The 22,077-nt window shown below is 55.9% G+C and carries 27 protein-coding genes and 4 tRNA genes; 26 read left to right on the top strand and 5 right to left on the bottom strand.

All coding sequences use genetic code 11. The annotated features are described in order from the left end of the window. The first annotated feature begins 15 nt into the window (after nucleotides 1-15). The 7 genes from LINBF2_RS12055 to LINBF2_RS12025 all read left to right on the top strand — a co-directional run bounded on the left by LINBF2_RS12055 (nucleotide 16) and on the right by LINBF2_RS12025 (nucleotide 6,254). Entirely contained in the window at nucleotides 16-702 is a 687-nt protein-coding gene (locus LINBF2_RS12055) for an SPOR domain-containing protein (RefSeq protein ID WP_281889179.1), read from the top strand. Between the two features lie 18 nt (nucleotides 703-720). Next, nucleotides 721-1,377, top strand: a complete 657-nt coding sequence (locus LINBF2_RS12050) for a thiol:disulfide interchange protein DsbA/DsbL (RefSeq protein ID WP_281889177.1) — start codon at nucleotides 721-723, stop codon at nucleotides 1,375-1,377. 75 nt (nucleotides 1,378-1,452) lie between these two features. Then, nucleotides 1,453-2,010, top strand: a complete 558-nt coding sequence (gene lptA, locus LINBF2_RS12045) for a lipopolysaccharide transport periplasmic protein LptA (protein WP_348773708.1) — start codon at nucleotides 1,453-1,455, stop codon at nucleotides 2,008-2,010. Next, nucleotides 2,007-2,789, top strand: coding sequence for an LPS export ABC transporter ATP-binding protein (lptB, locus tag LINBF2_RS12040; protein ID WP_104800494.1), 783 nt, complete (start codon nucleotides 2,007-2,009; stop codon nucleotides 2,787-2,789). The genes lptA and lptB overlap by 4 nt, the downstream gene beginning before the upstream one ends. Before the next feature lie 2 nt (nucleotides 2,790-2,791). Then, complete coding sequence (locus LINBF2_RS12035) at nucleotides 2,792-4,363, top strand: RNA polymerase factor sigma-54 (RefSeq protein WP_281889175.1); 1,572 nt, start codon at nucleotides 2,792-2,794, stop codon at nucleotides 4,361-4,363. 8 nt (nucleotides 4,364-4,371) lie between these two features. Continuing rightward, nucleotides 4,372-5,799 (top strand): THUMP domain-containing protein, encoded by a 1,428-nt coding sequence (locus tag LINBF2_RS12030; protein ID WP_281889174.1) that lies wholly within the window; start codon nucleotides 4,372-4,374, stop codon nucleotides 5,797-5,799. After that, complete coding sequence (locus tag LINBF2_RS12025; RefSeq protein ID WP_104800497.1) at nucleotides 5,796-6,254, top strand: putative toxin-antitoxin system toxin component, PIN family; 459 nt, start codon at nucleotides 5,796-5,798, stop codon at nucleotides 6,252-6,254. Before LINBF2_RS12030 ends, LINBF2_RS12025 begins: the two co-directional genes overlap by 4 nt. 44 nt (nucleotides 6,255-6,298) lie before the next feature. Here the strand turns inward: LINBF2_RS12025 and LINBF2_RS12020 are convergent, their stop codons facing one another. From LINBF2_RS12020 to LINBF2_RS12010, 3 genes are read right to left on the bottom strand one after another with little or no spacing between them, the layout of a single operon-like run. Beyond that, entirely contained in the window at nucleotides 6,299-6,814 is a 516-nt protein-coding gene (locus tag LINBF2_RS12020) for a CinA family protein (protein WP_281889172.1), read from the bottom strand. Continuing rightward, a complete protein-coding gene (locus LINBF2_RS12015) occupies nucleotides 6,811-7,299 on the bottom strand; it encodes a phosphatidylglycerophosphatase A (protein WP_281891335.1) in 489 nt (162 codons plus the stop codon). Before LINBF2_RS12015 ends, LINBF2_RS12020 begins: the two co-directional genes overlap by 4 nt. Further along, nucleotides 7,293-8,192, bottom strand: a complete 900-nt coding sequence (locus LINBF2_RS12010; RefSeq protein WP_281889170.1) for a LysR family transcriptional regulator — start codon at nucleotides 8,190-8,192, stop codon at nucleotides 7,293-7,295. Before LINBF2_RS12010 ends, LINBF2_RS12015 begins: the two co-directional genes overlap by 7 nt. Nucleotides 8,193-8,548: 356 nt before the next feature. On the opposite strand from LINBF2_RS12010, the gene LINBF2_RS12005 reads away from it, so the two are divergent. Continuing rightward, nucleotides 8,549-8,950, top strand: a complete 402-nt coding sequence (locus LINBF2_RS12005; RefSeq protein ID WP_281889168.1) for a 4-oxalocrotonate tautomerase — start codon at nucleotides 8,549-8,551, stop codon at nucleotides 8,948-8,950. On the opposite strand, the gene thiL is transcribed toward LINBF2_RS12005, so the two are convergent. Both thiL and apaG read right to left on the bottom strand, forming a co-directional pair. Then, entirely contained in the window at nucleotides 8,947-9,936 is a 990-nt protein-coding gene (gene thiL, locus LINBF2_RS12000; protein ID WP_281889166.1) for a thiamine-phosphate kinase, read from the bottom strand. The two genes, LINBF2_RS12005 and thiL, sit on opposite strands and share 4 nt — an antisense overlap. Nucleotides 9,937-9,957: 21 nt before the next feature. Continuing rightward, nucleotides 9,958-10,350, bottom strand: a complete 393-nt coding sequence (gene apaG / locus LINBF2_RS11995) for a Co2+/Mg2+ efflux protein ApaG (RefSeq protein WP_281889163.1) — start codon at nucleotides 10,348-10,350, stop codon at nucleotides 9,958-9,960. 29 nt (nucleotides 10,351-10,379) lie between these two features. Between apaG and rpe the strand changes: the two genes are divergently transcribed. The 18 genes from rpe to rplL all read left to right on the top strand — a co-directional run bounded on the left by rpe (nucleotide 10,380) and on the right by rplL (nucleotide 21,952). Beyond that, nucleotides 10,380-11,069, top strand: coding sequence for a ribulose-phosphate 3-epimerase (rpe, locus tag LINBF2_RS11990; RefSeq protein ID WP_281889161.1), 690 nt, complete (start codon nucleotides 10,380-10,382; stop codon nucleotides 11,067-11,069). Further along, nucleotides 11,069-11,782 carry a phosphoglycolate phosphatase gene (locus LINBF2_RS11985; RefSeq protein WP_281889159.1) on the top strand — a complete coding sequence of 238 codons (714 nt, stop codon included), beginning with the start codon at nucleotides 11,069-11,071 and terminating at the stop codon, nucleotides 11,780-11,782. Before rpe ends, LINBF2_RS11985 begins: the two co-directional genes overlap by 1 nt. A 217-nt stretch (nucleotides 11,783-11,999) precedes the next feature. Beyond that, the gene (trpE, locus tag LINBF2_RS11980) at nucleotides 12,000-13,511 is read left to right on the top strand and encodes an anthranilate synthase component I (RefSeq protein WP_281889157.1); all 1,512 of its coding nucleotides are present in this window, start codon (nucleotides 12,000-12,002) and stop codon (nucleotides 13,509-13,511) included. Beyond that, a complete protein-coding gene (locus LINBF2_RS11975) occupies nucleotides 13,508-14,077 on the top strand; it encodes an aminodeoxychorismate/anthranilate synthase component II (protein WP_108360472.1) in 570 nt (189 codons plus the stop codon). Before trpE ends, LINBF2_RS11975 begins: the two co-directional genes overlap by 4 nt. Before the next feature lie 9 nt (nucleotides 14,078-14,086). Then, the gene (gene trpD / locus LINBF2_RS11970; RefSeq protein ID WP_281889153.1) at nucleotides 14,087-15,136 is read left to right on the top strand and encodes an anthranilate phosphoribosyltransferase; all 1,050 of its coding nucleotides are present in this window, start codon (nucleotides 14,087-14,089) and stop codon (nucleotides 15,134-15,136) included. A 27-nt stretch (nucleotides 15,137-15,163) separates the two neighbouring features. Further along, nucleotides 15,164-15,955 (top strand): indole-3-glycerol phosphate synthase TrpC, encoded by a 792-nt coding sequence (trpC, locus tag LINBF2_RS11965; RefSeq protein ID WP_281889152.1) that lies wholly within the window; start codon nucleotides 15,164-15,166, stop codon nucleotides 15,953-15,955. 9 nt (nucleotides 15,956-15,964) lie between these two features. Then, entirely contained in the window at nucleotides 15,965-16,762 is a 798-nt protein-coding gene (locus LINBF2_RS11960; protein ID WP_281889150.1) for a uracil-DNA glycosylase, read from the top strand. Nucleotides 16,763-16,822: 60 nt separating this feature from the next. Then, nucleotides 16,823-16,908: transfer RNA gene (locus LINBF2_RS11955), tRNA-Tyr, on the top strand. A gap of 63 nt (nucleotides 16,909-16,971) precedes the next feature. Then, a tRNA-Gly gene (locus LINBF2_RS11950) sits at nucleotides 16,972-17,045 on the top strand. A gap of 39 nt (nucleotides 17,046-17,084) precedes the next feature. Next, nucleotides 17,085-17,159: transfer RNA gene (locus tag LINBF2_RS11945), tRNA-Thr, on the top strand. Nucleotides 17,160-17,196: 37 nt separating this feature from the next. Further along, nucleotides 17,197-18,387, top strand: a complete 1,191-nt coding sequence (gene tuf / locus LINBF2_RS11940; RefSeq protein WP_104796798.1) for an elongation factor Tu — start codon at nucleotides 17,197-17,199, stop codon at nucleotides 18,385-18,387. Between the two features lie 24 nt (nucleotides 18,388-18,411). Next, nucleotides 18,412-18,485, top strand: a tRNA-Trp gene (locus tag LINBF2_RS11935). A 99-nt stretch (nucleotides 18,486-18,584) separates the two neighbouring features. Beyond that, nucleotides 18,585-18,968 (top strand): preprotein translocase subunit SecE, encoded by a 384-nt coding sequence (gene secE / locus LINBF2_RS11930; RefSeq protein ID WP_104800529.1) that lies wholly within the window; start codon nucleotides 18,585-18,587, stop codon nucleotides 18,966-18,968. Further along, nucleotides 18,968-19,564 (top strand): transcription termination/antitermination protein NusG, encoded by a 597-nt coding sequence (gene nusG / locus LINBF2_RS11925; protein ID WP_281889145.1) that lies wholly within the window; start codon nucleotides 18,968-18,970, stop codon nucleotides 19,562-19,564. Before secE ends, nusG begins: the two co-directional genes overlap by 1 nt. Nucleotides 19,565-19,676: 112 nt before the next feature. Beyond that, nucleotides 19,677-20,108: a 50S ribosomal protein L11 gene (gene rplK / locus LINBF2_RS11920; protein WP_104800531.1), complete on the top strand. Its 432-nt coding sequence runs from the start codon at nucleotides 19,677-19,679 to the stop codon at nucleotides 20,106-20,108. Beyond that, a complete protein-coding gene (gene rplA, locus LINBF2_RS11915; RefSeq protein ID WP_281889143.1) occupies nucleotides 20,109-20,804 on the top strand; it encodes a 50S ribosomal protein L1 in 696 nt (231 codons plus the stop codon). It abuts the gene before it with no gap. Nucleotides 20,805-21,040: 236 nt separating this feature from the next. Then, entirely contained in the window at nucleotides 21,041-21,541 is a 501-nt protein-coding gene (gene rplJ, locus LINBF2_RS11910) for a 50S ribosomal protein L10 (RefSeq protein WP_104800533.1), read from the top strand. A gap of 39 nt (nucleotides 21,542-21,580) precedes the next feature. Beyond that, nucleotides 21,581-21,952, top strand: a complete 372-nt coding sequence (gene rplL / locus LINBF2_RS11905; RefSeq protein ID WP_104800534.1) for a 50S ribosomal protein L7/L12 — start codon at nucleotides 21,581-21,583, stop codon at nucleotides 21,950-21,952. Nucleotides 21,953-22,077: the final 125 nt, after the last annotated feature.

Raw genomic sequence — 22,077 nt, 5'->3', positions numbered from 1 at the left:
CGGGAGACTTTGAGCATGAATCAGCAACGCGGGAGCACTTTGGTGGGCTTCATCATTGGTTTGGTGGTGGGCCTGGCCGTGGCCTTGGGCGTCGCGGTGTATGTGACCAAAGTACCGATGCCGTTCATGAACAAAGGCCAAACGCGCTCTGCCGACCAAGATGCAGCGGAAGCTGAAAAGAACAAAGACTGGGACCCGAACGCGCCGTTGTATGGCAAGAAGGGCAGCAAGTCAGGCGACAAAACCGACGAGCCGAAGACTGAACCTAAGCCAGACGCTGCGGTCAAAGTCGATCCTAAGAGCGCAGACCCTTTGGGTGATTTGGTCAAGTCGAAAACCGCCGAGCCTAAACCAGAGGCCAAAGCCAAGCCTGAGGTGAAAACACCTGAGGCCAAGCCCGCAGAAACCAAAGCGCCTGAGCCCAAAGCTGCTGAACCCACCGCTGAGGCTAAAGCAGCCATTGCAGATCCGTTCATTTACTTCGTTCAAGCCGGTGCTTACCGCAGCAATGAAGAAGCCCAAGCACAACGCGCCAAGACCGCATTGCTGGGCTTAGACGCCAAAATCAGCGAGCGTGACCAAGGCGGTCGTACGGTTTACCGAGTGCGTGTGGGCCCACTCGACAAAGTCGAAGCCGAACGCGTGCGCGCCAAACTCGAAGCTGCGCATATTGATTCCGCCATGGTGCGGGTGCAACGTTAAACACCAAGAGGTCAACCTATGAAACGACGTGATTTTTCTTTGGCTGCCATCAGTGCCGCTACTGTGACTGGTTTGCCTTTGGCTGCACAAGCCCAAGGCCCTGCGGCTAAAAAGCCTGTCGAAGGCACTGACTATTTGTCGCTCGACAAGCGTGTGCCCACCGATGTGGGTGCAGGCAAGATTGAGTTGATCGAGTTCTTTTGGTACAGCTGCCCGCACTGCAATTCTTTTGAGCCTCAGTTTGCTGCTTGGGTCAAGGCGGCGCCCAAAGATGTGGTGGTGGTGCGTGTGCCTGTGCGTTTCCGTGACGACTTTGAGGCGCAACAACGTGCGTACTACGTGTTTGAGTCGCTCAACATGGTTGACGCCATGCACGGCAAGTTGTTTCACGCCATTCATACCGAGCGTCAGCAGCTCAATACAGCACCCGCATTGGCGGCTTGGGCCAATAAAAATGGTTTACCTGAGAAGAAGTTCCTTGACACCTTCAACAGCTTTGGCGTGGCCACCAAGGCACGTCGTGCGACTCAGTTGCAAGAGGCGTTCAAGGTTCAAGGCGTGCCCGCTTTAGGCGTGGCTGGTCGTTTTTACACAGACGGCTCATTGACCCAAACCATGGATCGTGCCTTGCAGGTTGCCGAGTATTTGATTGGCGAAGTGCGCCGCGGCCGCTAACGCCTGCCAAGTCAGCACGGAAATTGCTATCTTGATGGTTAGAATGCCATCAACTTAACGAGCAATATTCGTGCCTTGACTTCATTTGCTTCTTTCTTACTCACGTTACTGATGGCCATCGTGCCGGTAGCGGCGTCCGCAGAAAAAGCAGACCGTGAGAAACCCACCAACATTGAGGCCGATCATTTGGTGCACGACGAGCTGAACCAAGTCAGCATCTTCACGGGGCGCGCTGTGTTGACCCGAGGCACCATGGTCATGCGCGGTACCCGCATTGAAATGCGCGAAGACGCCGATGGTTATCAATTTGGCGTCATCCTTCCCGAAGCGAACAAGCGTGCTTTCTTTCGTCAAAAACGTGAAGGCAACGATGAATTCATGGAAGGCGAAGCCTCACGCATCGAGTTCGATGGCAAGGCGGATCGCATCAAACTCATCGACCAAGCCGAAGTGCGTCGCTACCGTGGCGCTGTGTTGAACGACACGATGACCGGCAAGCTCATCATTTATGAAAACCTGACCGATGTGTTCACCATTGACGGTCAGGGGCGCGAAGAAGGTGGCAAGGCCAGCAGTGGTCGCGTGAAAGCCGTCTTGTCACCGCGCAGCAAAGCATTGGATAAAAAACCGTGATCGAAACGCTTTCACCTGCACACCCTGTTGACACGACGGAGAGTCGCTTAGAAGCACGTCATTTGCAAAAGTCTTATGGCAGCCGCAAGGTGGTGCACGACGTGTCCATCTCGGTGAAAAAAGGCGAAGTGGTGGGATTGCTGGGCCCCAACGGCGCAGGCAAGACGACCTCGTTCTACATGATCGTGGGTTTGGTGCGTGCGGATGGTGGCAGCATCACGATTGATGGTCAGCCCGTGGCGCATTTGCCGATTCACCGCCGCTCGCGTTTGGGTTTGAGTTATTTGCCGCAAGAAGCCTCCATCTTTCGCAAGCTGAATGTGGAAGACAACGTGCGCGCGGTGCTGGAGTTGCAACGCGACGAAAACGGCAAGCCGCTGCAACATGACGAGATTGAAAAACGTTTGACGTCTCTGTTGCAAGAGTTGCGCGTAGACCACTTGCGTGCCTCGCCCTCTGTGGCGCTGTCGGGCGGTGAACGTCGTCGCGTGGAGATTGCACGTGCTTTGGCGACCAACCCCCGCTTCATTTTGTTAGATGAGCCGTTTGCAGGTATTGACCCGATTGCGGTGATTGAAATTCAACGCATCATTGGTTTCTTGAAGGCGCGTGGCATGGGTGTGCTCATCACTGACCACAACGTGCGCGAAACCCTGGGCATTTGCGACCACGCCTGCATCATCAGCGACGGCCGTGTGCTGGCGCAGGGTACGCCGCGCGAAATTATCGAGAACGCGGATGTGCGACGCGTGTATCTCGGCGAACATTTCCGAATGTGATCATGAAGCAAGGCTTATCACTCCGTGTCTCCCAACATCTGGCGCTCACGCCCCAGTTGCAGCAGTCGATCCGACTGTTGCAGTTGTCGACGTTGGAGCTGAGCCAAGAGATTGAGCAAATGCTCGACGAGAACCCGTTTCTCGACAAAGAGTTTGAAGAAGCCCCGCGCGAAGAGTTTGGCCTCGACAAAGCCGATACACCGAGCCGCGACGAAGAGGTTGAGCCCATGCGCGAAGTGCCGTCGATGGACGGCGGCATGTCTGAAATCAGCGTAGATAACACGGCCAGCGATACCGAACCCAGCGTGGACGGCATTGCTGAAAGTTGGGATGGCGATGGCAGTGTGGAGTTTTCTGCCGACGATTCCGAGTGGGGCGGCGATGCCCCTGCCAGCAATAACAACAACACCGCTGACAGTGACACTGCCGATGCCACTGAGCTGGCGCGCATGCAAGAGTCGCTCACCTCGCATTTGCACCGCCAAGCGCTGTCGCTGCGCCTCAGCCCCACCGATACGGCCGCGCTGCGCTACTTGATTGAAAACCTCAACGACGATGGTTATCTTGAAGACACCTTGCGCAGCTTGGCCGAAGGTTTGGGCGGGGACGACGAAGAGCAAATCGAAGAGCTGGAGCATCGCTTCCAAGTGGCTCTGTCTCTGTTGCAAAGCCTCGAGCCCGTAGGTGTGGGCGCACGCGATTTGGCCGAGTGCTTGACGCTGCAACTCAAAGCGCTGACGCCCAAAGGCGAAGAAGCATTGCAGATTCGCGACACGGCAATTCTTATGTGTAAGCAGCCGATGGAGATGTTGGCCAAGCGCGATTTCAAACGCCTCGCCGTCATCGTCGGTGACAGCGAAGCCAACGTCAAAGTAGCGATTGCCCTGATCGGTCGCTTAGAGCCCAAGCCAGGCCGCCGCTTTGCTGATGTAGAGCGCCATGTGGTGGTGCCTGATGTGTTGGTGACCCGCGTGGGCAAATCCACCATCGCGCCTAAATTCAAGGTCGCGCTTAACCCCGATGTGATGCCCCGTTTGCGCGTGCACGACATTTATGCCAACGCCCTCAAAGGCGGCAAGGGCGACAACCATGCGGGCTTGCAACAACGCTTGCAAGAGGCGCGTTGGTTCATCAAAAACATTCAGCAACGCTTTGACACCATCTTGCGCGTGAGCAACGCCATTGCTGAGCGCCAGAAAAACTTCTTCATCCACGGTGAACTTGCCATGCGCCCGATGGTGCTGCGCGAAATTGCCGAAGAGTTGGGGTTGCACGAATCCACCATCAGCCGCGTGACCACCAACAAATACATGAGCACGCCCTTTGGCACGTTTGAGCTCAAGTATTTCTTTGGCTCGGGGCTAGAGACCGACAGCGGCAACAACGCATCCAGCACAGCGGTGCGCGCGCTCATCAAGCAATTTGTGGCGAGCGAGAACCCCAAAAAGCCGCTATCGGATAATCAACTCTCCGAAATGCTCAAAGAGCAAGGCATTGAGTGCGCACGCCGCACCGTGGCCAAATACCGTGAGGCGCTGCGTATTGCGCCCACGACACTGCGCAAAGCGCTTTAAAGAATCCTATGAATCAATTACATCTCTTCTTGCCCTGTGCGGCAGGCGTCGAATCCTATTTGGCCGAGGAAGTGCGTCGCATCACTGGTGTGGGTGACGACGACATTCGCGCCTTTCGTGCGGGTGTGATGGTGCGCACTTCGTGGCGCGATGTGTTGCAGCTCAATCTGCACAGTCGCTTGGCACAGCGCGTGTTGGTGGAGTTGTCGCACACCCAGTACCGCCAAGAAGAAGACCTGTACCGCGCTGCGGGTGAAGTGGCTTGGGAGCTGTGGTTCTCACCCAAAGAAACCTTCAAGATTGAAATCACCGCGCAGCACAGCCCTTTGAAGAGTCTGAACTTTGCGGCGCTCAAAATCAAAGATGCGGTGGCTGATCGCTTCCGCCACAAGTTTGGCGTGCGCCCTGATGTCAACACGCAGTGGCCCGATGCACGCATCTACGCCCACCTGACCACAGAGAGCTGCACGCTCTACATCGATACCTCGGGCGAGCCTTTGTTTAAACGCGGCTGGCGCGCTGACAAAGGCGATGCGCCGTTGAAAGAAACCCTCGCTGCTGCCATGTTGGCCGCAAGTGGCTGGAGCCAAGGCGATGGCACCGCCGCCAACCCCGATGGCCTCGTCGCCCAAGGTGTGCCGCTGTATGACCCATGCTGCGGCAGCGGCACCATCGCGATTGAAGCGGCGCAAATTGCCTGCAACATCGCGCCGGGCTCTATGCGCAAATTTGGATTCCAAAAACTCATTCCCTACCAAGAGCATGTATGGCACGGCTTGGTGGACAACGCCCGCGCCAAAGAGTGCGAGCCGCGTGCCGAAGTGTTTGGCAGTGATGTGGCCTTCCGTATGGTCGACTTTGCACAACGCAACGCTGAGCGCGGTGGCGTTGCCCATGCCGTGCAGTTGCGCGGTGGTGACGCATTGCAACGTATGCCCCCCAGCGATGTGCCGGGCGTGATGTTGGTTAATCCACCCTATGGCGAACGTATCGAAGCCGCTGGTATTGCGGGTGCAGCCCGCCGTGCGCGCTACTCACCGCCCACCGAATATGTGTCGCCCTACGAAGATGTGAATCAAAACGGCGATGCCGGTTTTGATGACGAAGCGCATGGTGGTGGAAATAGCAACGGCATGCTGCGGGACGACGTGCCGCGCTTTGGCGCACGCGACATCGCACAAACCGAAGACGGCGGCGATTTCTTTGCGCAGCTCGCCAGCCACTGGAAAAAGAACTATGCAGGTTGGACCGCATGGATGTTGACGCCTGATCTCAAGTTGCCAAGCCGCATGCGCTTCAAGGAGTCACGCCGCGTACCCATGTGGAACGGCCCGATTGAGTGCCGCATGTTCCGCTTTGACTTGCGTGCGGGCTCGATGCGCAACAAGCCCAATGATGCTCAGCCCACCGAGGGCAACGGGCCAGCGCAGTCGTGAGCGTCGCGTTGACTGCGGGTGAGACTGCAGCACCTGTGCGTGTGGTGCTCGACACCAACATCGTGCTCGACCTGTGGCTTTACAAAGATGTGGCTACGCCTGCATTGCTTGAGGCGCTTGAAACAAAGTCGGTGCAATGGCTGGCCACGCAAGTCATGCGTGACGAGCTTGAGCGCGTGTTGGCCTACACCCACATCGTCAAGCGCTTGGCGTTCAGTCAACTCACGGCTGAAAATATCTTGGCGCAGTTTGATGCACATGTGCAGCTCATGCCTATCGCCGCCAAAGCACTTTATGTGTGCAAAGACGGCGATGACCAAAAATTCATCGACTTGGCAGCACAACACCAAACTCAACTCATCAGCAAAGACAAAGCGGTGTTGACCATGCGCAACCGCATGGCGCGCTTGGGTGTGGCGGTGGGTAAAGCGTTTCCTGCTGCATTGCCTGCTTAAAAAGACGACAACGCTTTAAGCGCCATGTGAAGCGCGTGCATGTTTCAGTGCTGTTGCAGCAAATCCAGCAAAGTTTTTAATGCATGCTGTGTGGCCGCTTCGCGCACGGCAGCACGGTCACCGCTGAAGTGCATCACCTCGGTTTTGACCCATGCTGTTTCTGCCCCCAGTGTGGGGCCCGCATCACTGGGTGTCGCCCATGCAAACCAAACTGTGCCAACGGGTTTATCCACTGAGCCACCTGTCGGGCCTGCAACGCCGGTAACGGCCAATGTCACTTGCGCATGTGAGCGGCGCATCGCACCCAGCGTCATGGCTTGCGCCACAGCTTCGCTCACTGCGCCATGCTCAGCAATCAAGGCCGAGTCCACGCCCAGTATGTCGTGCTTGGCTTCGTTGGAGTAGGTCACAAAGCCGCGTTCAAACCAATTGCTTGAGCCTGATAAATCAGTGCAGTTGGCGGCGATCATGCCGCCTGTGCAGCTCTCCGCCGTGGCCAACATCCAGCCGTGTTGTTGCAGCACGTCGGCCAGTTGCTCTGTCAAAGAATGTGAACTCATAGCGACCTCCAAATGGCGATGACCAACAAGGTACAAAACGCAGCCACCAAGTCATCAAAGATGATGCCCCAGCCTCCGCACCAACCAAACCCTTTGAACAAGCTGTCGGCCCAACGTACAGGGCCAGGCTTGGCTGCATCAAAGTAGCGGAACAACACAAACGCGCTCAGTTGGCCCCAAAACGTCGTGGGCGTCACCAGCCACAGCACCAACCAAAACGCAATCACCTCGTCCCACACAATCGCGCCGGGATCAGCCACGCCCATGTGCTGTGCGGTGATGGTGCAAGCCCACCAACCGACCAGCGTGGACGCGGCAATCAGCACGCCCATTTGTAGCGGGGTCAGCCAAATTTGCAAGAGCAAAAACACGGCCCATGCCCATAAGGTGCCTGCTGTGCCTGGTGCCAAACGCGACAAGCCTGAGCCTGCGCCAAGCGCGATGAAGTGCGCTGGGTGTGAGAGTAGAAAGCGGCGGTTCAGCATGTCGGTGATGTGTTGTGCAGCCACTGAGCCCAGTGGTCAATGCAGGCGCGAATTTTAGGCAGGCGGTGGCGCCCGGCGAGCATAAAGGCACTCAAAGGAATGGGTGCCTCGTCCACCTCCTCAGGCAGGATGGCAACAAGTTTCCCCTGTAAGACCAAGGGTGTTGCAACGACCGAGGTGATGCGTGCAACGCCTAGGCCTGCGATGCACATAGAGGCAACCGTGGCGGTGTTATCTGCACTGAAAGGACCTTCGGCGTGAATAGGTGTCGAATTCTTGAATTGCCACACATTCAAGTGCTCGTGTTGGCTGTTGGCAATTAGGGCGTGATGCCTTAACTCGTCCACAGATAAAGGGATGCTTCGTTGTTTGATGTAGTTGGGGCTTGCATAGAGGCGTCGTGTCAGTTGGCCGATACGGCGCACAACAAACGTGTCAGAGTGAGGCTCTCCCGTACGGATGGCGATGTCAATGCCATCACGTGCCATATCAACCAGGGCGTCATCCACGCGAAAGTCCACACGCAAATTCGGATGAGCAACGTGCAGAAGCGGCAAGCTGTCGACCAGCAAATGCTGAGCAATGACCGCACTCATGCTGACGCGTACCAAGCCCGAAACTTTTTCGCGTACTTGTCCGAACTCAGCATCCATCGCATCCACTTCACCCAAGATGCGTATGGCGTAGCTTTGCAGAATTTCCCCTTCGGGGGTGAGCGATAAACCGTGCGTTGTTCGAAGCACCAGCTGCGTGCCGTAGGCTGCTTCGATGCGTTGTAGTCCGCGTGAAATTTGACTAACCGGTGCATTGCGCTCGCGGGCGACAGCTGACAACGTACCCAGCGCAGACACGCGTGAAAACAGCCGCAAATCGTCAAAGCTCAAGTCAATCATGTGTGCATGGTAATGGAGTGGCCTTGCAGTTTATGCAACACCAATTTGCGCTCGGTGGTGTTTCGCGCAAGGAGGTGAAAACCTAAAGTTATCTCACCGATTCATCAACTGGAGAGCTGAGATGCGTAATCCCCCAGCAGGCTATGAGCCCCTCGACCGTGACGCTTTGATTGCCCAGGCCAAGCAACAGGCGCGTCACTTGCGTCGCCAAGCTGTTCCGAATTTTTGGGAGGATGTGGATGCAAGCTGTGCAAAAGCAACAAGAAGTTTGTCACTGTTTTTGAGTCGTTTGGCTCGACACCATCAGTCACGCGTATCCATGTGCACGGACAGTTCAAAGGCAAAGGTGGTTTGAGATGCCCATTCTGACCCTCAAGCTATCCGCCCATGCGCAGCTCACCGATGCCCATGCCCTAGCGCGAGCGTTGACCGAGCTCAGCACGCAAGTCCTGCACAAACGCTCGGATGTGACCTCCGTGGTCTTTGAGCGTATCTCCGCAAATGATTGGTGGGTGGGCGGTGAAGTGTCTGCTCAAGTTCTGATGCAGCTAGACATTCGCATCACGCACGGCACGAACTCAACCGCCGAGAAAGCCGCGTTCGTTGCAGCGGCGTTTGCTTTGTTGCCGCTGCATTTGGCGCAGGGCCAGCAGTTGCATGCCACCAGCTACATCAGTGTGCAAGAACTGGCGGCTACGGATTGGGGCTATGGTGGTTACACGCAGCAACAACGCCGCGAGATGGCACAGACGCTTTAAGCAAAGTGATCAAACGACGCAAAGCGTTTGGCAATGGGCTGACCTTGCGGGTCCAGTACCACCAAGCCTTGCTCTTGCATGATGCGACCAATGCGTGTGACAGGTGTGTTGGTTTCCCACGCAGCAGCGTGCACCAGTTCGCGTTGGTTCACGGGTGCGGTGAAGCACAGTTCGTAATCGTCACCACCCGAGAGCGCGAACTCTAGGCGTTTGTTCCAAGGCAAGTCAGCCATGACGGTGGAGATACCTGCGGCTAAGCGTGCTTCGCCAAAGTGGCCAGCGGTTTGCAGCCATCTGGTGTCAATTTGTGCGCCCACGCCTGAGCGTTTGAGGATGTGACCTAGGTCGCCCAACAAACCATCGCTCACATCAATGGCTGCATTGGCCACGGCGCGAAGTGCAGTGCCTAGTGCTACGCGTGGTGTGGGTTGTTCCATGCGCAATCGGGCTTGCTCAAAGGCTTCGCCCGAAAGCGTGTGCGTGCCGCGAAACACTTCGAGTGCCAAGCGGGCGTCGCCCACGGTGCCGCTGATGTAAATGTCGTCGCCCACTTGTGCGTTTTGGCGCAGCAGCGCGTCGCCGGGGGGCACTTCGCCAAACACCGTGATGCAAATGTTTAGCGGGCCTTGCGTGGTGTCGCCGCCCACCAGCTCGCAGCCGTGTGCGTCGGCCAAGCGCAATAAGCCCATTGAAAAACCGGCCAGCCAAGTTTCGTCCACGCGGGGCAAAGACAGGGCCAGCGTGAAGCCCAAGGGCTCTGCGCCCACAGCGGCCAAATCGCTCAGGTTCACTGCCAAGGCTTTGTGACCCAAGCGGGTTGGGTCGACCGTGCTTAAGAAGTGGCGACCCTCTACCAACATGTCGCTGGACACGGCCAGTTGCATGCCTTCAGAGGGGCGCAACAAAGCGCAATCGTCACCCACGCCCAGTGCGGCTTTGTGTGTGGGGCGCTTGAAGTAGCGCTCGATCAGGTCAAATTCGCCCATGTGGTTTCAGTCGCTAGGAGCTCAGTGCATGTTGCGCTTGCCGGGCTCGTCGCTGAGCGCATCGAGCACAAACATGGGGATGTCGACATCAAACTTCTCACCATCTTCCGCCACGCAAAAGTAGCTGCCATGCATGGTGCCCGTGGGCGTGCGCAGGCGTGTGCCGCTGGTGTATTCAAACTGTTCGCCGGGCTGCAGCAAGGGTTGGTGACCTACCACGCCTAAGCCTTTGATTTTTTCGTGCGTGCCGTTGGCATCGTTCACATTCCAAGTGCGCGAGATGAGCTGCGCCGCCACATTGCCCACATTGGTGATGGTGATCGTGTAGGCAAACATGTACAAACCGCCGTCTGGGTCTGACTGCTCAGGCATGTATTGGGGGTGGACTTCGACTTGGAATTTGTAACGCAGCATGGGGTGATTTTGGATGAAATAATCACCCCATGACCAGCACACGCCCAAAATTCAACATCGCCCCCTCCATCTTGTCTGCCGATTTCGCCCGTTTGGGCGATGAGGTGAAAAACGTCATCGCCGCGGGCGCTGATTGGATTCACTTTGACGTGATGGACAACCACTATGTGCCCAACCTCACGTTCGGCCCCATGATTTGCCAAGCCTTGAAGCCACACGCCAAAACGCCTGCTGGCTTGGCTGTGCCCATCGACGTGCATTTGATGATTTCGCCTGTGGATGCTTTGGCCGCTTCGTTTGCCGAAGCCGGTGCTGACTACATCAGCTTCCATCCAGATGCGAGCGCCCATGTGCACCGTAGCATCCAAGCCATCAAGAGCAAGGGCGTGAAAGCGGGGCTGGTGTTCAACCCTGCTGAGCCGTTGGACGTGTTGGAGTGGACGATTGACGAGATTGACCTGATCCTCATCATGAGCGTGAACCCTGGCTTTGGCGGCCAAAGCTTCATCGATTCAGCCTTGCGCAAAGTAGAGCTGGCGCGTAAATGGATTGAACGCAGCGGCAAAGACATTCGCCTTGAAGTCGACGGCGGCATCAAGCCCGACAACATTCGCCAAGTGGCCGATGCAGGCGCCGACACCTTTGTGGCGGGTAGCGCGATTTTTGGCAAGCCTGACTACAAAGCGGTGATTGACCAAATGCGTGTGGCTTTGGCCTGATGCTTCGTTCGCTACAAGCCGCCATCGTTGACCTCGATGGCACCATGGTCGACACCTTGGGTGATTTTGAAATTGCCCTCAATCGTTCGTTGACCGATTTAGATTTGCCGCCCGTGACGCGTGCCTTGGTTGAGCGCACGGTGGGCAAAGGTTCTGAGCATTTGATTCGCTCGGTGCTGGCACATCAGTTGGCTTTGCCAGAAGTCAAAGGTCTCGCCAACGTGTGCGATGCGCGCAGTGCCGAGAATTTGTATGAGCCTGCTTGGCAGCGTTACCAGCATCACTACCTCGCCATCAATGGCGAATTTGCCGCGGTGTATCCGGGTGTGGCGGAAGGTTTGCAACAGTTGCGCGATGCGGGTTTGCAGCTAGCTTGTTTGACCAACAAGCCCTTGTCGTTTGCCAAACCTTTACTGCAAGCCAAAGGGCTGGATTCGTTTTTCGCACATGTGTTTGGCGGCGACAGCTTTGAACGTAAAAAGCCAGACCCGTTGCCGCTGCTCAAAACCTGTGAAGCCTTAGGCGTTAAACCCACCCAAGCATTGATGGTGGGTGACTCCAGCAACGACGCCCAAGCCGCCCGTGCCGCAGGCTGCCCCGTGGTGCTGGTGCGTTATGGCTACAACCACGGCGAGCCCGTGGATGGTGTGGATGCGGATGCCCACGTAGATACCCTGACGCATATTGCGCAGGCATTGGCTTGCAAGGCCTGAGCCTTTGCTAAACTGCATCACATGTTCATTCATCGCAACACAGTCACAGGTTGTCACGACCGGGGAGCTTGGCCCTGGCGTACGCCGTTGTCTGCGCTTGTTTAAAAGCACGCTCAGGTTCACTGATGCCGTGCCCGCGCTGAAGCACACGCTAGCTGCTCAGCACTTGTCCGAATGAACGCCCCAGTGCGATGGGGCCGAGCTGTGGAGGCTCACAATGACTGAAATCGAATTCAAACAATTGGCCCAAGAGGGCTACAACCGCATCCCGTTGGTGGCCGAGGCCTTTGCCGACTTAGAAACCCCGCTCTCGCTGTACCTCAAGCTGGCCCATGTGCAAAACAACGGCGAGCGCAGCTTCTTGCTCGAGTCTGTGGTGGGTGGCGAGCGCTTTGGGCGCTATAGCTTCATTGGTTTGCCCGCCCGCACGCTGCTGCGTGCCAGCGGTTTTGGCGAAGCGGCCAAGACCGAAGTGGTGACCGATGGTGTGGTGGTTGAAACCCATGCAGGCAACCCGCTCGACTTCGTGGCCGATTACCAAAAGCGTTTCAAAGTGGCATTGCGTCAAGGTTTGCCACGTTTCTGCGGTGGCTTGGCGGGCTACTTTGGCTACGACACAGTGCGCCACATCGAAAAGAAGTTGGCTCATTCATGCCCACCCGATGACCTCGGCATGCCCGACATCTTGCTGCTGCAAACCGAAGAGTTGGCGGTGATTGACAACCTCTCGGGCAAGCTCTCGCTCATCGTTTACGCAGACCCCGCACAGCCCGATGCCTACCCACAAGCGCAGGCGCGTCTGGCTGAATTGAAGCTTCGTTTGAAAGCCTCTGCGCAAGCGCCATCGATTGCGCCTTGTACCAGTCATCCCGCTGAACGCAGCTTTGCGAAAGACGATTACTTGGCCGCCGTGCTGCGCGCCAAAGACTTGATTGCGGCCGGCGACTTCATGCAAGTGCAGGTGGGTCAACGCATTCACAAAAAGTTCACGGCCAGTCCGCTGTCCTTGTATCGTGCGCTGCGTTCGTTGAACCCCAGCCCGTACATGTATTACTACAACCTCGGCGATGCCCATGTGGTGGGCGCATCGCCTGAGATTTTGGTGCGTCAAGAGTCCACACCCGAAGGGCAAAAAGTCACCATCCGTCCCTTGGCTGGTACGCGTCCACGCGGTGCAACGCCTGAGGCAGACAAGGCGGCAGAGGTCGAGCTCATCAACGATCCCAAAGAACGCGCCGAGCATGTGATGTTGATTGACCTTGCTCGCAACGACATTGGTCGCATTGCCAAAACAGGCAGCGTCAAAGTGACAGAGGCTTTTGTGGTGGAGCGTTACAGCCATGTGATGCACATCGTGAGCAACGTGGAAGGTTTGTTGCTTGACGGCCCCGACGGTCAGCCGCTCACCAGCATGGATGTGCTCAAAGCCACGTTCCCTGCGGGCACGCTGACGGGTGCGCCTAAGGTGCATGCGATGGAATTGATTGACCAGCTCGAACCCACCAAGCGCGGTTTGTACGGCGGTGCGTGTGGCTACTTGAGTTTTGCCGGCGACATGGATGTGGCGATTGCCATTCGCACGGGCATCATCAAAAACGACACGCTCTATGTGCAAGCCGCCGCCGGTGTGGTGGCTGACTCGGTGCCCGAGTTGGAGTGGAGAGAAACAGAACACAAAGCGCGCGCCCTGTTGCGTGCCAGCGAATTGGTTGAGGAGGGTTTGGAATGAAAAAACTCAAACTCCTCATGGTCGACAACTACGACAGCTTCACCTTCAACATCGTTCAATACTTTGGAGAGTTGGGTGCTGAGGTCGAGGTGTTTCGCAACGACGAGATCACATTGGAGGGTATTGCGGCACGCAAGCCGGACCGTTTGGTGATTTCGCCTGGCCCTTGCTCGCCAGCTGAGGCGGGTATCTCGGTGGCGGCCATTCAACACTTTGCGGGCAAGCTGCCTATCTTGGGTGTGTGTTTGGGCCACCAAAGCATTGGCGCTGCGTTTGGCGGCAACATCATTCGTGCGCAAGAGTTGATGCACGGCAAAACCAGTGTCATCACCACCACGCAAGAGGGTGTCTTTGCTGGGCTGCCCGAGAAGTTCACGGTCAACCGTTACCACTCGCTGGCGATTGAGCGTGCGTCTTGCCCCTCGTGCCTCAAGGTCACGGCGTGGACGGATGACGGCGAAATCATGGGCGTGCGACACACCGAGCTAGACATTCAGGGCGTGCAGTTCCACCCCGAATCCATCCTCACTGAGCATGGTCACGCCATGCTGAAAAACTTTCTGTAAAGGCTGGCGATGACAACCACTATCCATGCAATCACGCCCCAAGAAGCGTTACAGCGCGTCATCGAGCATCGTGAGATTTTTCACGACGAGATGCTGCACATCATGCGCCTCATCATGTCCGGCGAAATGTCTCCGGTGTTGATGTCGGCGTTCATCGCTGCTTTGCGCGTGAAGAAAGAAACCATTGGTGAAATCACGGCTGCAGCCCAAGTGATGCGCGAGTTCTCTACCAAGGTGGACGTGCCCGACCGCACGCACATGGTGGACATCGTGGGTACCGGTGGTGATGGTTCGCACACGTTCAATATTTCGACTTGCTCGATGTTTGTCGTCGCTGCTGCGGGGGGCAAAGTCAGCAAACACGGTGGCCGAAGTGTCAGCAGCAAAAGCGGCAGCGCCGATGTGTTGGAGAGCTTGGGCGTCAACATCAATTTGCCGCCTGCGCAAATTGCCAAGTGCATTGCCGATGTGGGCATTGGCTTCATGTTTGCGCCCAACCATCATCCCGCGATGAAAAATGTGGCTCCGGTTCGCAAAGAGCTTGGCGTGCGCACCATCTTCAACATCTTGGGTCCACTCACCAATCCTGCCAGCGCTCCCAATATTTTGATGGGTGTGTTTCACCCCGACTTGGTGGGTATCCAAGTGCGCGCTTTAGAGCGCTTGGGTGCCGAACACGCGTTGGTGGTGTACGGCCGAGATGGTTTGGACGAGGTGTCCTTGGGTGCGGCCACCTTGGTGGGTGAGCTCAAAGACGGCCAAGTGCGCGAGTATGAAATTCACCCCGAAGACTTTGGCTTTGCCATGAGCAGCAACCGCGCTTTGCGCGTGGAAACGCCAGAGCAATCGCGTGCCATGTTGCTGGGCGTGTTGGACAACCAAGCTGGTCCTGCACGCGACATTGTGGTGCTCAATGCTGGCGCGGCTTTGTATGCGGCCAATGTGGCTGACAGCATCGAAGCTGGCATTGCGCTTGCACGTCAAGTGCTGGCTTCGGGCGCAGCCAAGGCCAAGCTGGATCAATTGGTCACCGTGGCGCATCAGCTCACTGCTGCATAAATAAGCGCTTGGCGCTAGAAAGAAACCATGTCAGACATCCTGAACCAAATCGTTGCCGTCAAACACCAAGAGGTAGCAGCTGCACTGCAACGTAAGTCGTTGGCGGCCATGCGTGCTGATGCCGAAAGCCGTGTGCTCACGCGTGACTTTGTGGGCGCATTGCGCGCCAAGGTTGCAGCGGGCTCGCCTGCGGTGATTGCCGAGATCAAAAAAGCCAGTCCATCCAAAGGTGTGATTCGTGAGGACTTCATTCCTGCCGACATCGCCCAAAGCTATGCCGAACATGGCGCAGCGTGTTTGTCTGTGTTGACTGACAAAGACTTCTTCCAAGGCCAAGTGGATTACCTCAAGCAAGCCCGCGCATCATGTGACTTGCCTGTGCTGCGCAAAGACTTCATGGTTGACCCGTATCAGGTGTACGAAGCGCGCGTGATGGGCGCGGACTGCATTTTGCTGATTGCTGCTTGCTTGACCGATACGCAAATGGCGGAGATGGAAGCCATTGCGCGCAACTTAGATATGGCTGTGTTGGTGGAAGCGCATGACGCGGCTGAGTTGCAACGCGCGCTCAAACTCAAAACGCCGTTGGTGGGCATCAACAACCGCAACTTGCGCACCTTTGAGGTGTCGCTCGACACGACGATTGGCATGCTCAAAGATGTGCCGGCTGACCGTTTGCTGATCACTGAGAGTGGCATCTTGCAGCGCAGCGATGTGCAAAAAATGCGCGATGCGAATGTGCATGCTTTCTTGGTCGGCGAGGCGTTCATGCGTGCCGCTGACCCCGGTAAAGCTTTGGCCGAATTGTTTGCTGCTTAACTGCGCATGATGGGTGACTTGTTTGGCGAAACGTTGCCGGCAGAGGTTGGTGCGCCGCATTTGACCCGTTGGTCGCCAGCTGATTGGGCTGTCCAGTCTGATTGGCAGCCTGTGCTCGATGCGTTTTGGCGCAGCGCACAAGGCATGTCATTGGCAAGTTTTGTGCAATCGCGCTTAGATGCTGGCGCGGTGGTGTATCCCAAGCATCCTTTGTGGGCGTTGCAGCTGACGCCTTTGTCCCAGGTGAAAGTGGTCATCTTGGGGCAGGACCCTTATCACGGGCCGCACCAAGCGCAAGGTTTGTCTTTTTCAGTGGCGCCTGGCGTCAAGATTCCGCCCTCGTTACGAAACATTTTCAAAGAGCTTCAACGTGACTTGAGTCAACCCGCGCCAACCAGTGGCTCTTTAGAGGCCTGGGCCAAGCGTGGGGTTTTGCTACTCAACACCAGTTTGACGGTGGAAGATGGCCAGCCCGCCAGTCATGCCAAGCGCGGGTGGGAGCAGTTGACGGATGCCTTGTTGACCGAGGTGGCGTGCACCGCGCCTGCGTGCGTGTACATGCTCTGGGGTGGTCACGCCCAAGCCAAGGCTGAATTGATTGAGCGCGAAACCTGTGCCCAGTCGACAGGTTTTCTGGGTTTGCGTGATGGCGCACCTCTCAAACGCGAGGCTTTGGTGCTCAAGGCTAACCATCCCTCGCCGTTGTCGGCCTTGCGCCCGCCACGGCCCTTCATCGGTTGCGGTCATTTTTCGCAAGCCAAGATTTGGTTGGCGCAGAAAAACCTGAGCTTGGAATGGAATTTGTGAGTCATTTGGGTCCGAAGACTCGCGAATACCCTAAAACTCTGCTATAGTTCGCGATTCGCCGGAGGGGTGCCCGAGTGGCTAAAGGGGGCAGACTGTAAATCTGTTGGCTTACGCCTACACTGGTTCGAATCCAGTCCCCTCCACCAGCGAAAACCAACAAGTAGAAGTGCCGGTAGGCCTGCAACTGTGACGATCTTTTCTGATCTGATGCGGGAGTAGTTCAATGGTAGAACCCTAGCCTTCCAAGCTAATGACGCGGGTTCGATTCCCGTCTCCCGCTCCACCTGTGGTTTTCGATGGATTGATTGGCGATCAATGATTTGCCCTTGTGGCTCAGTGGTAGAGCACTCCCTTGGTAAGGGAGAGGTCGCGGGTCCGATTCCCGCCAAGGGCACCAGAATTTTTGTGATTGACCTATTTTTTGGAGTCGAAAGATGGCAAAAGGAAAATTTGAACGTACCAAGCCGCACGTGAACGTGGGCACCATTGGTCACGTTGACCACGGCAAAACAACTTTGACAGCTGCGATCACCACGATCCTGTCTTTGAAGTTTGGCGGCGAAGCGAAGGCTTACGACCAAATTGACGCGGCTCCAGAAGAAAAAGCTCGCGGTATCACGATCAACACCGCTCACGTTGAGTACGAGACTGAAACACGTCACTACGCGCACGTGGACTGTCCTGGTCACGCCGACTATGTGAAAAACATGATCACTGGCGCTGCTCAAATGGACGGCGCTATTTTGGTGTGTTCGGCTGCTGACGGCCCAATGCCACAAACTCGCGAGCACATCTTGTTGGCTCGTCAGGTGGGCGTGCCTTACATCATCGTGTTCTTGAACAAGTGCGACATGGTGGACGACGCTGAGTTGTTGGAATTGGTCGAAATGGAAGTTCGCGAACTTCTCGAAAAATACGACTTCCCAGGCGACGACACCCCAATCATTCAGGGTTCAGCCAAGCTGGCCCTCGAAGGCGACAAAGGCCCATTGGGCGAAGAAGCTATCCTGAAATTGGCTGCTGCTTTGGACAGCTACATCCCTACGCCTGAGCGCGCAGTGGACGGTGCTTTCTTGATGCCAGTGGAAGACGTGTTCTCGATCTCTGGCCGCGGCACTGTGGTGACCGGTCGTATCGAGCGCGGCATCATCAAAGTCGGCGAAGAAATCGAAATCGTGGGTATCGTTGACACAGTCAAGACCACTTGTACCGGCGTGGAAATGTTCCGCAAGTTGCTGGACCAAGGTCAAGCTGGCGACAACGTGGGTATCTTGTTGCGCGGTACAAAGCGCGAAGACGTGCAGCGCGGCCAAGTGCTGTGCAAGCCAGGTTCAGTCAAGCCACACACGCACTTCACAGCTGAGATCTATGTGTTGTCTAAAGACGAAGGCGGCCGCCACACACCATTCTTCAATAACTACCGTCCCCAGTTCTATTTCCGTACGACTGACGTGACAGGTGCTATCGAGTTGCCAGAAGGCAAAGAGATGGTGATGCCAGGTGACAACGTGTCGATCACTGTGAAGTTGATCCACCCCATTGCGATGGAAGAAGGCTTGCGCTTCGCTATTCGCGAAGGCGGTAAGACTGTTGGCGCTGGTGTGGTTGCTAAGATCATTGCTTAATTCACAAATTTAAGCGCTAGATTTAGGGGCGTAGCTTAGTGGTAAAGTTGCGGTTTCCAAAACCGTCGATGGGGGTTCGATTCCCTCCGCCCCTGCCACTAAAGTTTTAAAGCTCTGTGGTTTACCAAGCCCGCCAAGATGGCGGGCTTCGGTGTCTTAATCAACGCATAAAAAACGGTACAGGAAAACCCTCATTCATGTCTGCAGCAAATATTGAAACCGTCTCGACGACAGCCGACAAAGCAAAACTTGTCTTGGTGGTGGGGTTGGTCGTGGCTGCGTTGGCAGGTTTTTACATGCTGCCTGCGCAAGGTGCTATCGTCCAATGGCTGACATTGGTCGGTGGCTTGGTGGCTGCGGTGGTGGTTTTCTTGTTGTCTTTGCCTGGTCGCCAGTTGGTGGCTTTTGGTAATGACGCGTGGCGCGAAGTTAATAAGGTCGTGTGGCCAACTCGTAAAGAGTCCACGCAAATGACTCTGTATGTGTTTGCCTTTGTGGTGATCATGGCGCTGTTCTTGTGGTTGACCGATAAGACCCTCGAATGGGTGTTTTACGACCTGATTCTGGGCTGGAAAAAATAATGAGCGACATCATCGACAACGCCGCCGCTGACGCGGCTTCAACGCCACCTGCTTACGTGAATCCTGATTTGCGTTGGTATGTGGTTCATGCTTACTCCGGCATGGAAAAAGCCGTCGAGCGCAACATTCGCGAAAGCATTGCGCGCGCTGGCATGGAAACCAAATTTGGTCGTATCTTGGTGCCAACTGAAGAGGTGGTTGAGATGAAAAACGGCCAGCGTCGTACCGCTGAGCGCAAGTTTTTTCCGGGCTACGTGTTTGTTGAAATGGTCATGGATGACGAGTCATGGCACTTGGTGAAGCACACCAACAAGGTGACAGGTTTCGTGGGGGGGGCTAAGAACCGTCCTGCGCCCATCTCTGAAGCTGAAGTTCAGAAAATCGTGAGCCAAATGCAAGACGGTGCTGACAAGCCTCGTCACAAGGTGGAATTCATGGTGGGCGAGTTGGTGCGAGTCAAAGAAGGCCCGTTCACCGACTTCAACGGTACGGTGGAAGAGGTCAACTACGAGAAGAGCAAAGTGCGCGTCTCGGTCACCATCTTCGGTCGTGCAACGCCTGTGGAATTGGAATTCGGTCAGATCGAAAAGACCTGATCGGTTTAAAAAGTTTGTGGTTTGGCGCTTCCCGACTCGGTGCCAAACATTAGAAAAGAGTCGTTAACCCCGGGGAGTTCGAAAGAACGTTTGTACCCGCAAGGAGAAAAGCATGGCGAAAAAAATCGTCGGTTTTATCAAGCTGCAAGTTCCAGCAGGTAAAGCTAATCCATCACCACCCATCGGCCCAGCATTGGGTCAACGTGGTTTGAACATCATGGAATTCTGCAAGGCGTTTAACGCCCAGACCCAAGGCGTTGAGCCAGGTCTGCCATTGCCAGTGGTCATCACTGCGTTTGCAGATAAATCATTCACCTTCATCATCAAGACGCCTCCAGCGACAACCTTGATCAAGAAGGCTATCAAGTTGGACAAGGGCTCTGCTCGTCCACACGTCGACAAAGTTGGCAAGATCACTCGCGCTCAGCTCGAAGAGATCGCCAAGACCAAGATGGAAGACTTGAACGCGGCCGATTTGGACGCAGCTGTTCGCATCATCGCCGGCTCTGCCCGTTCGATGGGCGTGACTGTGGAGGGCGTGTAAATGTCTAAGTTGACTAAAAAACAAAAAGCCTTTGAAGGCAAAGTCGACAGCAACAAGCTGTACGCCTTGGCTGACGCCATCGGCATCGTCAAAGAGTGCGCCACTGCCAAGTTCGATGAGTCCATCGACGTTGCAGTGCAACTCGGTATCGACGCTAAGAAGTCTGATCAAGTGGTGCGTGGCGCCGTGGTCTTGCCTAACGGTACTGGTAAAACTGCTCGCGTGGCTGTGTTCGCACAAGGCGCCAAGGCCGAAGAAGCCAAAGCCGCTGGTGCTGACATCGTTGGTATGGACGACTTGGCCGCGATGGTCAAAGCCGGTGACATGCCTTTCGACGTGGTGATCGCCGCCCCTGACGCCATGCGCGTTGTGGGTACTTTGGGTCAAATCTTGGGCCCACGCGGTCTGATGCCTAACCCCAAAGTCGGCACCGTCACACCAGACGTCGCGACTGCTGTGCGCAACGCCAAAGCTGGTCAAGTCCAATTCCGCGTTGACAAAGCCGGTATCGTGCACGGCACCATCGGTCGTCGTTCATTTGACACAGACAAGCTGCAAGGCAACTTGGCTGCACTGATCGAGGCTTTGAACAAAGCCAAGCCTGCATCCAGCAAAGGCGTTTACCTGCGCAAAGTCGCCGTGTCCTCCACCATGGGTGTGGGCGTGCGCGTTGATTTGCAAACTGTTGGCGCTTAAGGCGACAGCAAAAAATCCGGGTGCTGCGTAAGCAGCGCCCAGAGTGGTGGGCTGAGGCAACTTCTCGGAGTTGCACAGGCCATCCAAGACCGTTGGTGCGGGGCTTGCCCCGCTTAATTTGATTGACCAACGCAGATGGCGATCCCGCTCGACGGAATTCTTCCTGACAGTTAGGTCGCTGCAAAAGTGGCGTGTCAACGGGTATTGACCTGAAGACACATTTAAAGGAGTAGACCTTGAGTCTTAATCGCAGTGAGAAAGAAGCGGTCATTTCAGAAGTGACCACGCTCGCCGCCCAAGCTCAAACGCTGGTGATTGCGGAATACCGCGGCATCACGGTCGCTGACATGACTAAGTTGCGCAACCAAGCGCGCAGCAACGGTGTGACCCTGAGCGTGTTGAAAAACACACTCGCACGCCGTGCTGTGACTGGTAGCTCATTCGAAGTTGTCGCCGACCAGATGACCGGTCCGCTGATCTATGGCTTCTCTGTTGACGCAATTGCTGCCGCTAAGGTGGTGGCTAACTTCGCGAAAACCAACGACAAGTTGGTGATCCGCGCTGGCGTTTACGGTGGTAAAGCTTTGGACGCGAACGGCGTTAAGCAATTGGCAAGCATCCCTTCGAAAGAAGTGTTGTTGGCTCAGTTGTGTGGCTTGTTGATGTCGCCTATGTCTCGCACCGCAGTGGTGTTGGGCGCTTTGGCTGCTCAAAAAGGCGAAACAGCTGCCGCTTAATGCGCAGCTTGTGTTTTAACTAATTGTTAGGAAATAAAAATGGCATTCGATAAAGACGCATTTTTGACCGCGCTCGACAGCATGACGGTCTTGGAACTCAACGAACTGGTGAAAGCCATCGAAGAGAAGTTTGGCGTGAGCGCTGCCGCTATGGCTGCTCCTGCTGCTGCTGGTGGCGGTGCTGCTGCTGCTGAAGAGAAGACTGAATTCAACGTCATGTTGATGGAAGCCGGCGCAAACAAAGTGTCCGTGATTAAAGCAGTTCGCGAAATCACCGGTCTGGGCTTGAAAGAAGCCAAAGACATGGTTGACGGCGCTCCAAAGGCTGTGAAAGAAGGCGCTTCTAAGGCTGACGCTGAAGCCGCTAAGAAGAAGCTCGAAGAAGCTGGTGCTAAGGTTGAACTGAAGTAATTCGGTTTCCCTTCAAGGCTGGAGTGTCCCGAATAGGGCCTCCAGCCTTCTGTGCTTACAGAGCGCACCCAAAAGCAGGTCGAAATTAACCTTCTTTTGAGTGTCTTCTGACCCCAACTGCAGAA

The sequence above is a fragment of the Limnohabitans sp. TEGF004 genome (assembly GCF_027924965.1).
GTDB lineage: Bacteria > Pseudomonadota > Gammaproteobacteria > Burkholderiales > Burkholderiaceae_C > Limnohabitans.
The sequence above is the reverse complement of the archived record's forward strand: the minus strand, read 5'-3'. Positions and strand labels throughout refer to the sequence as shown.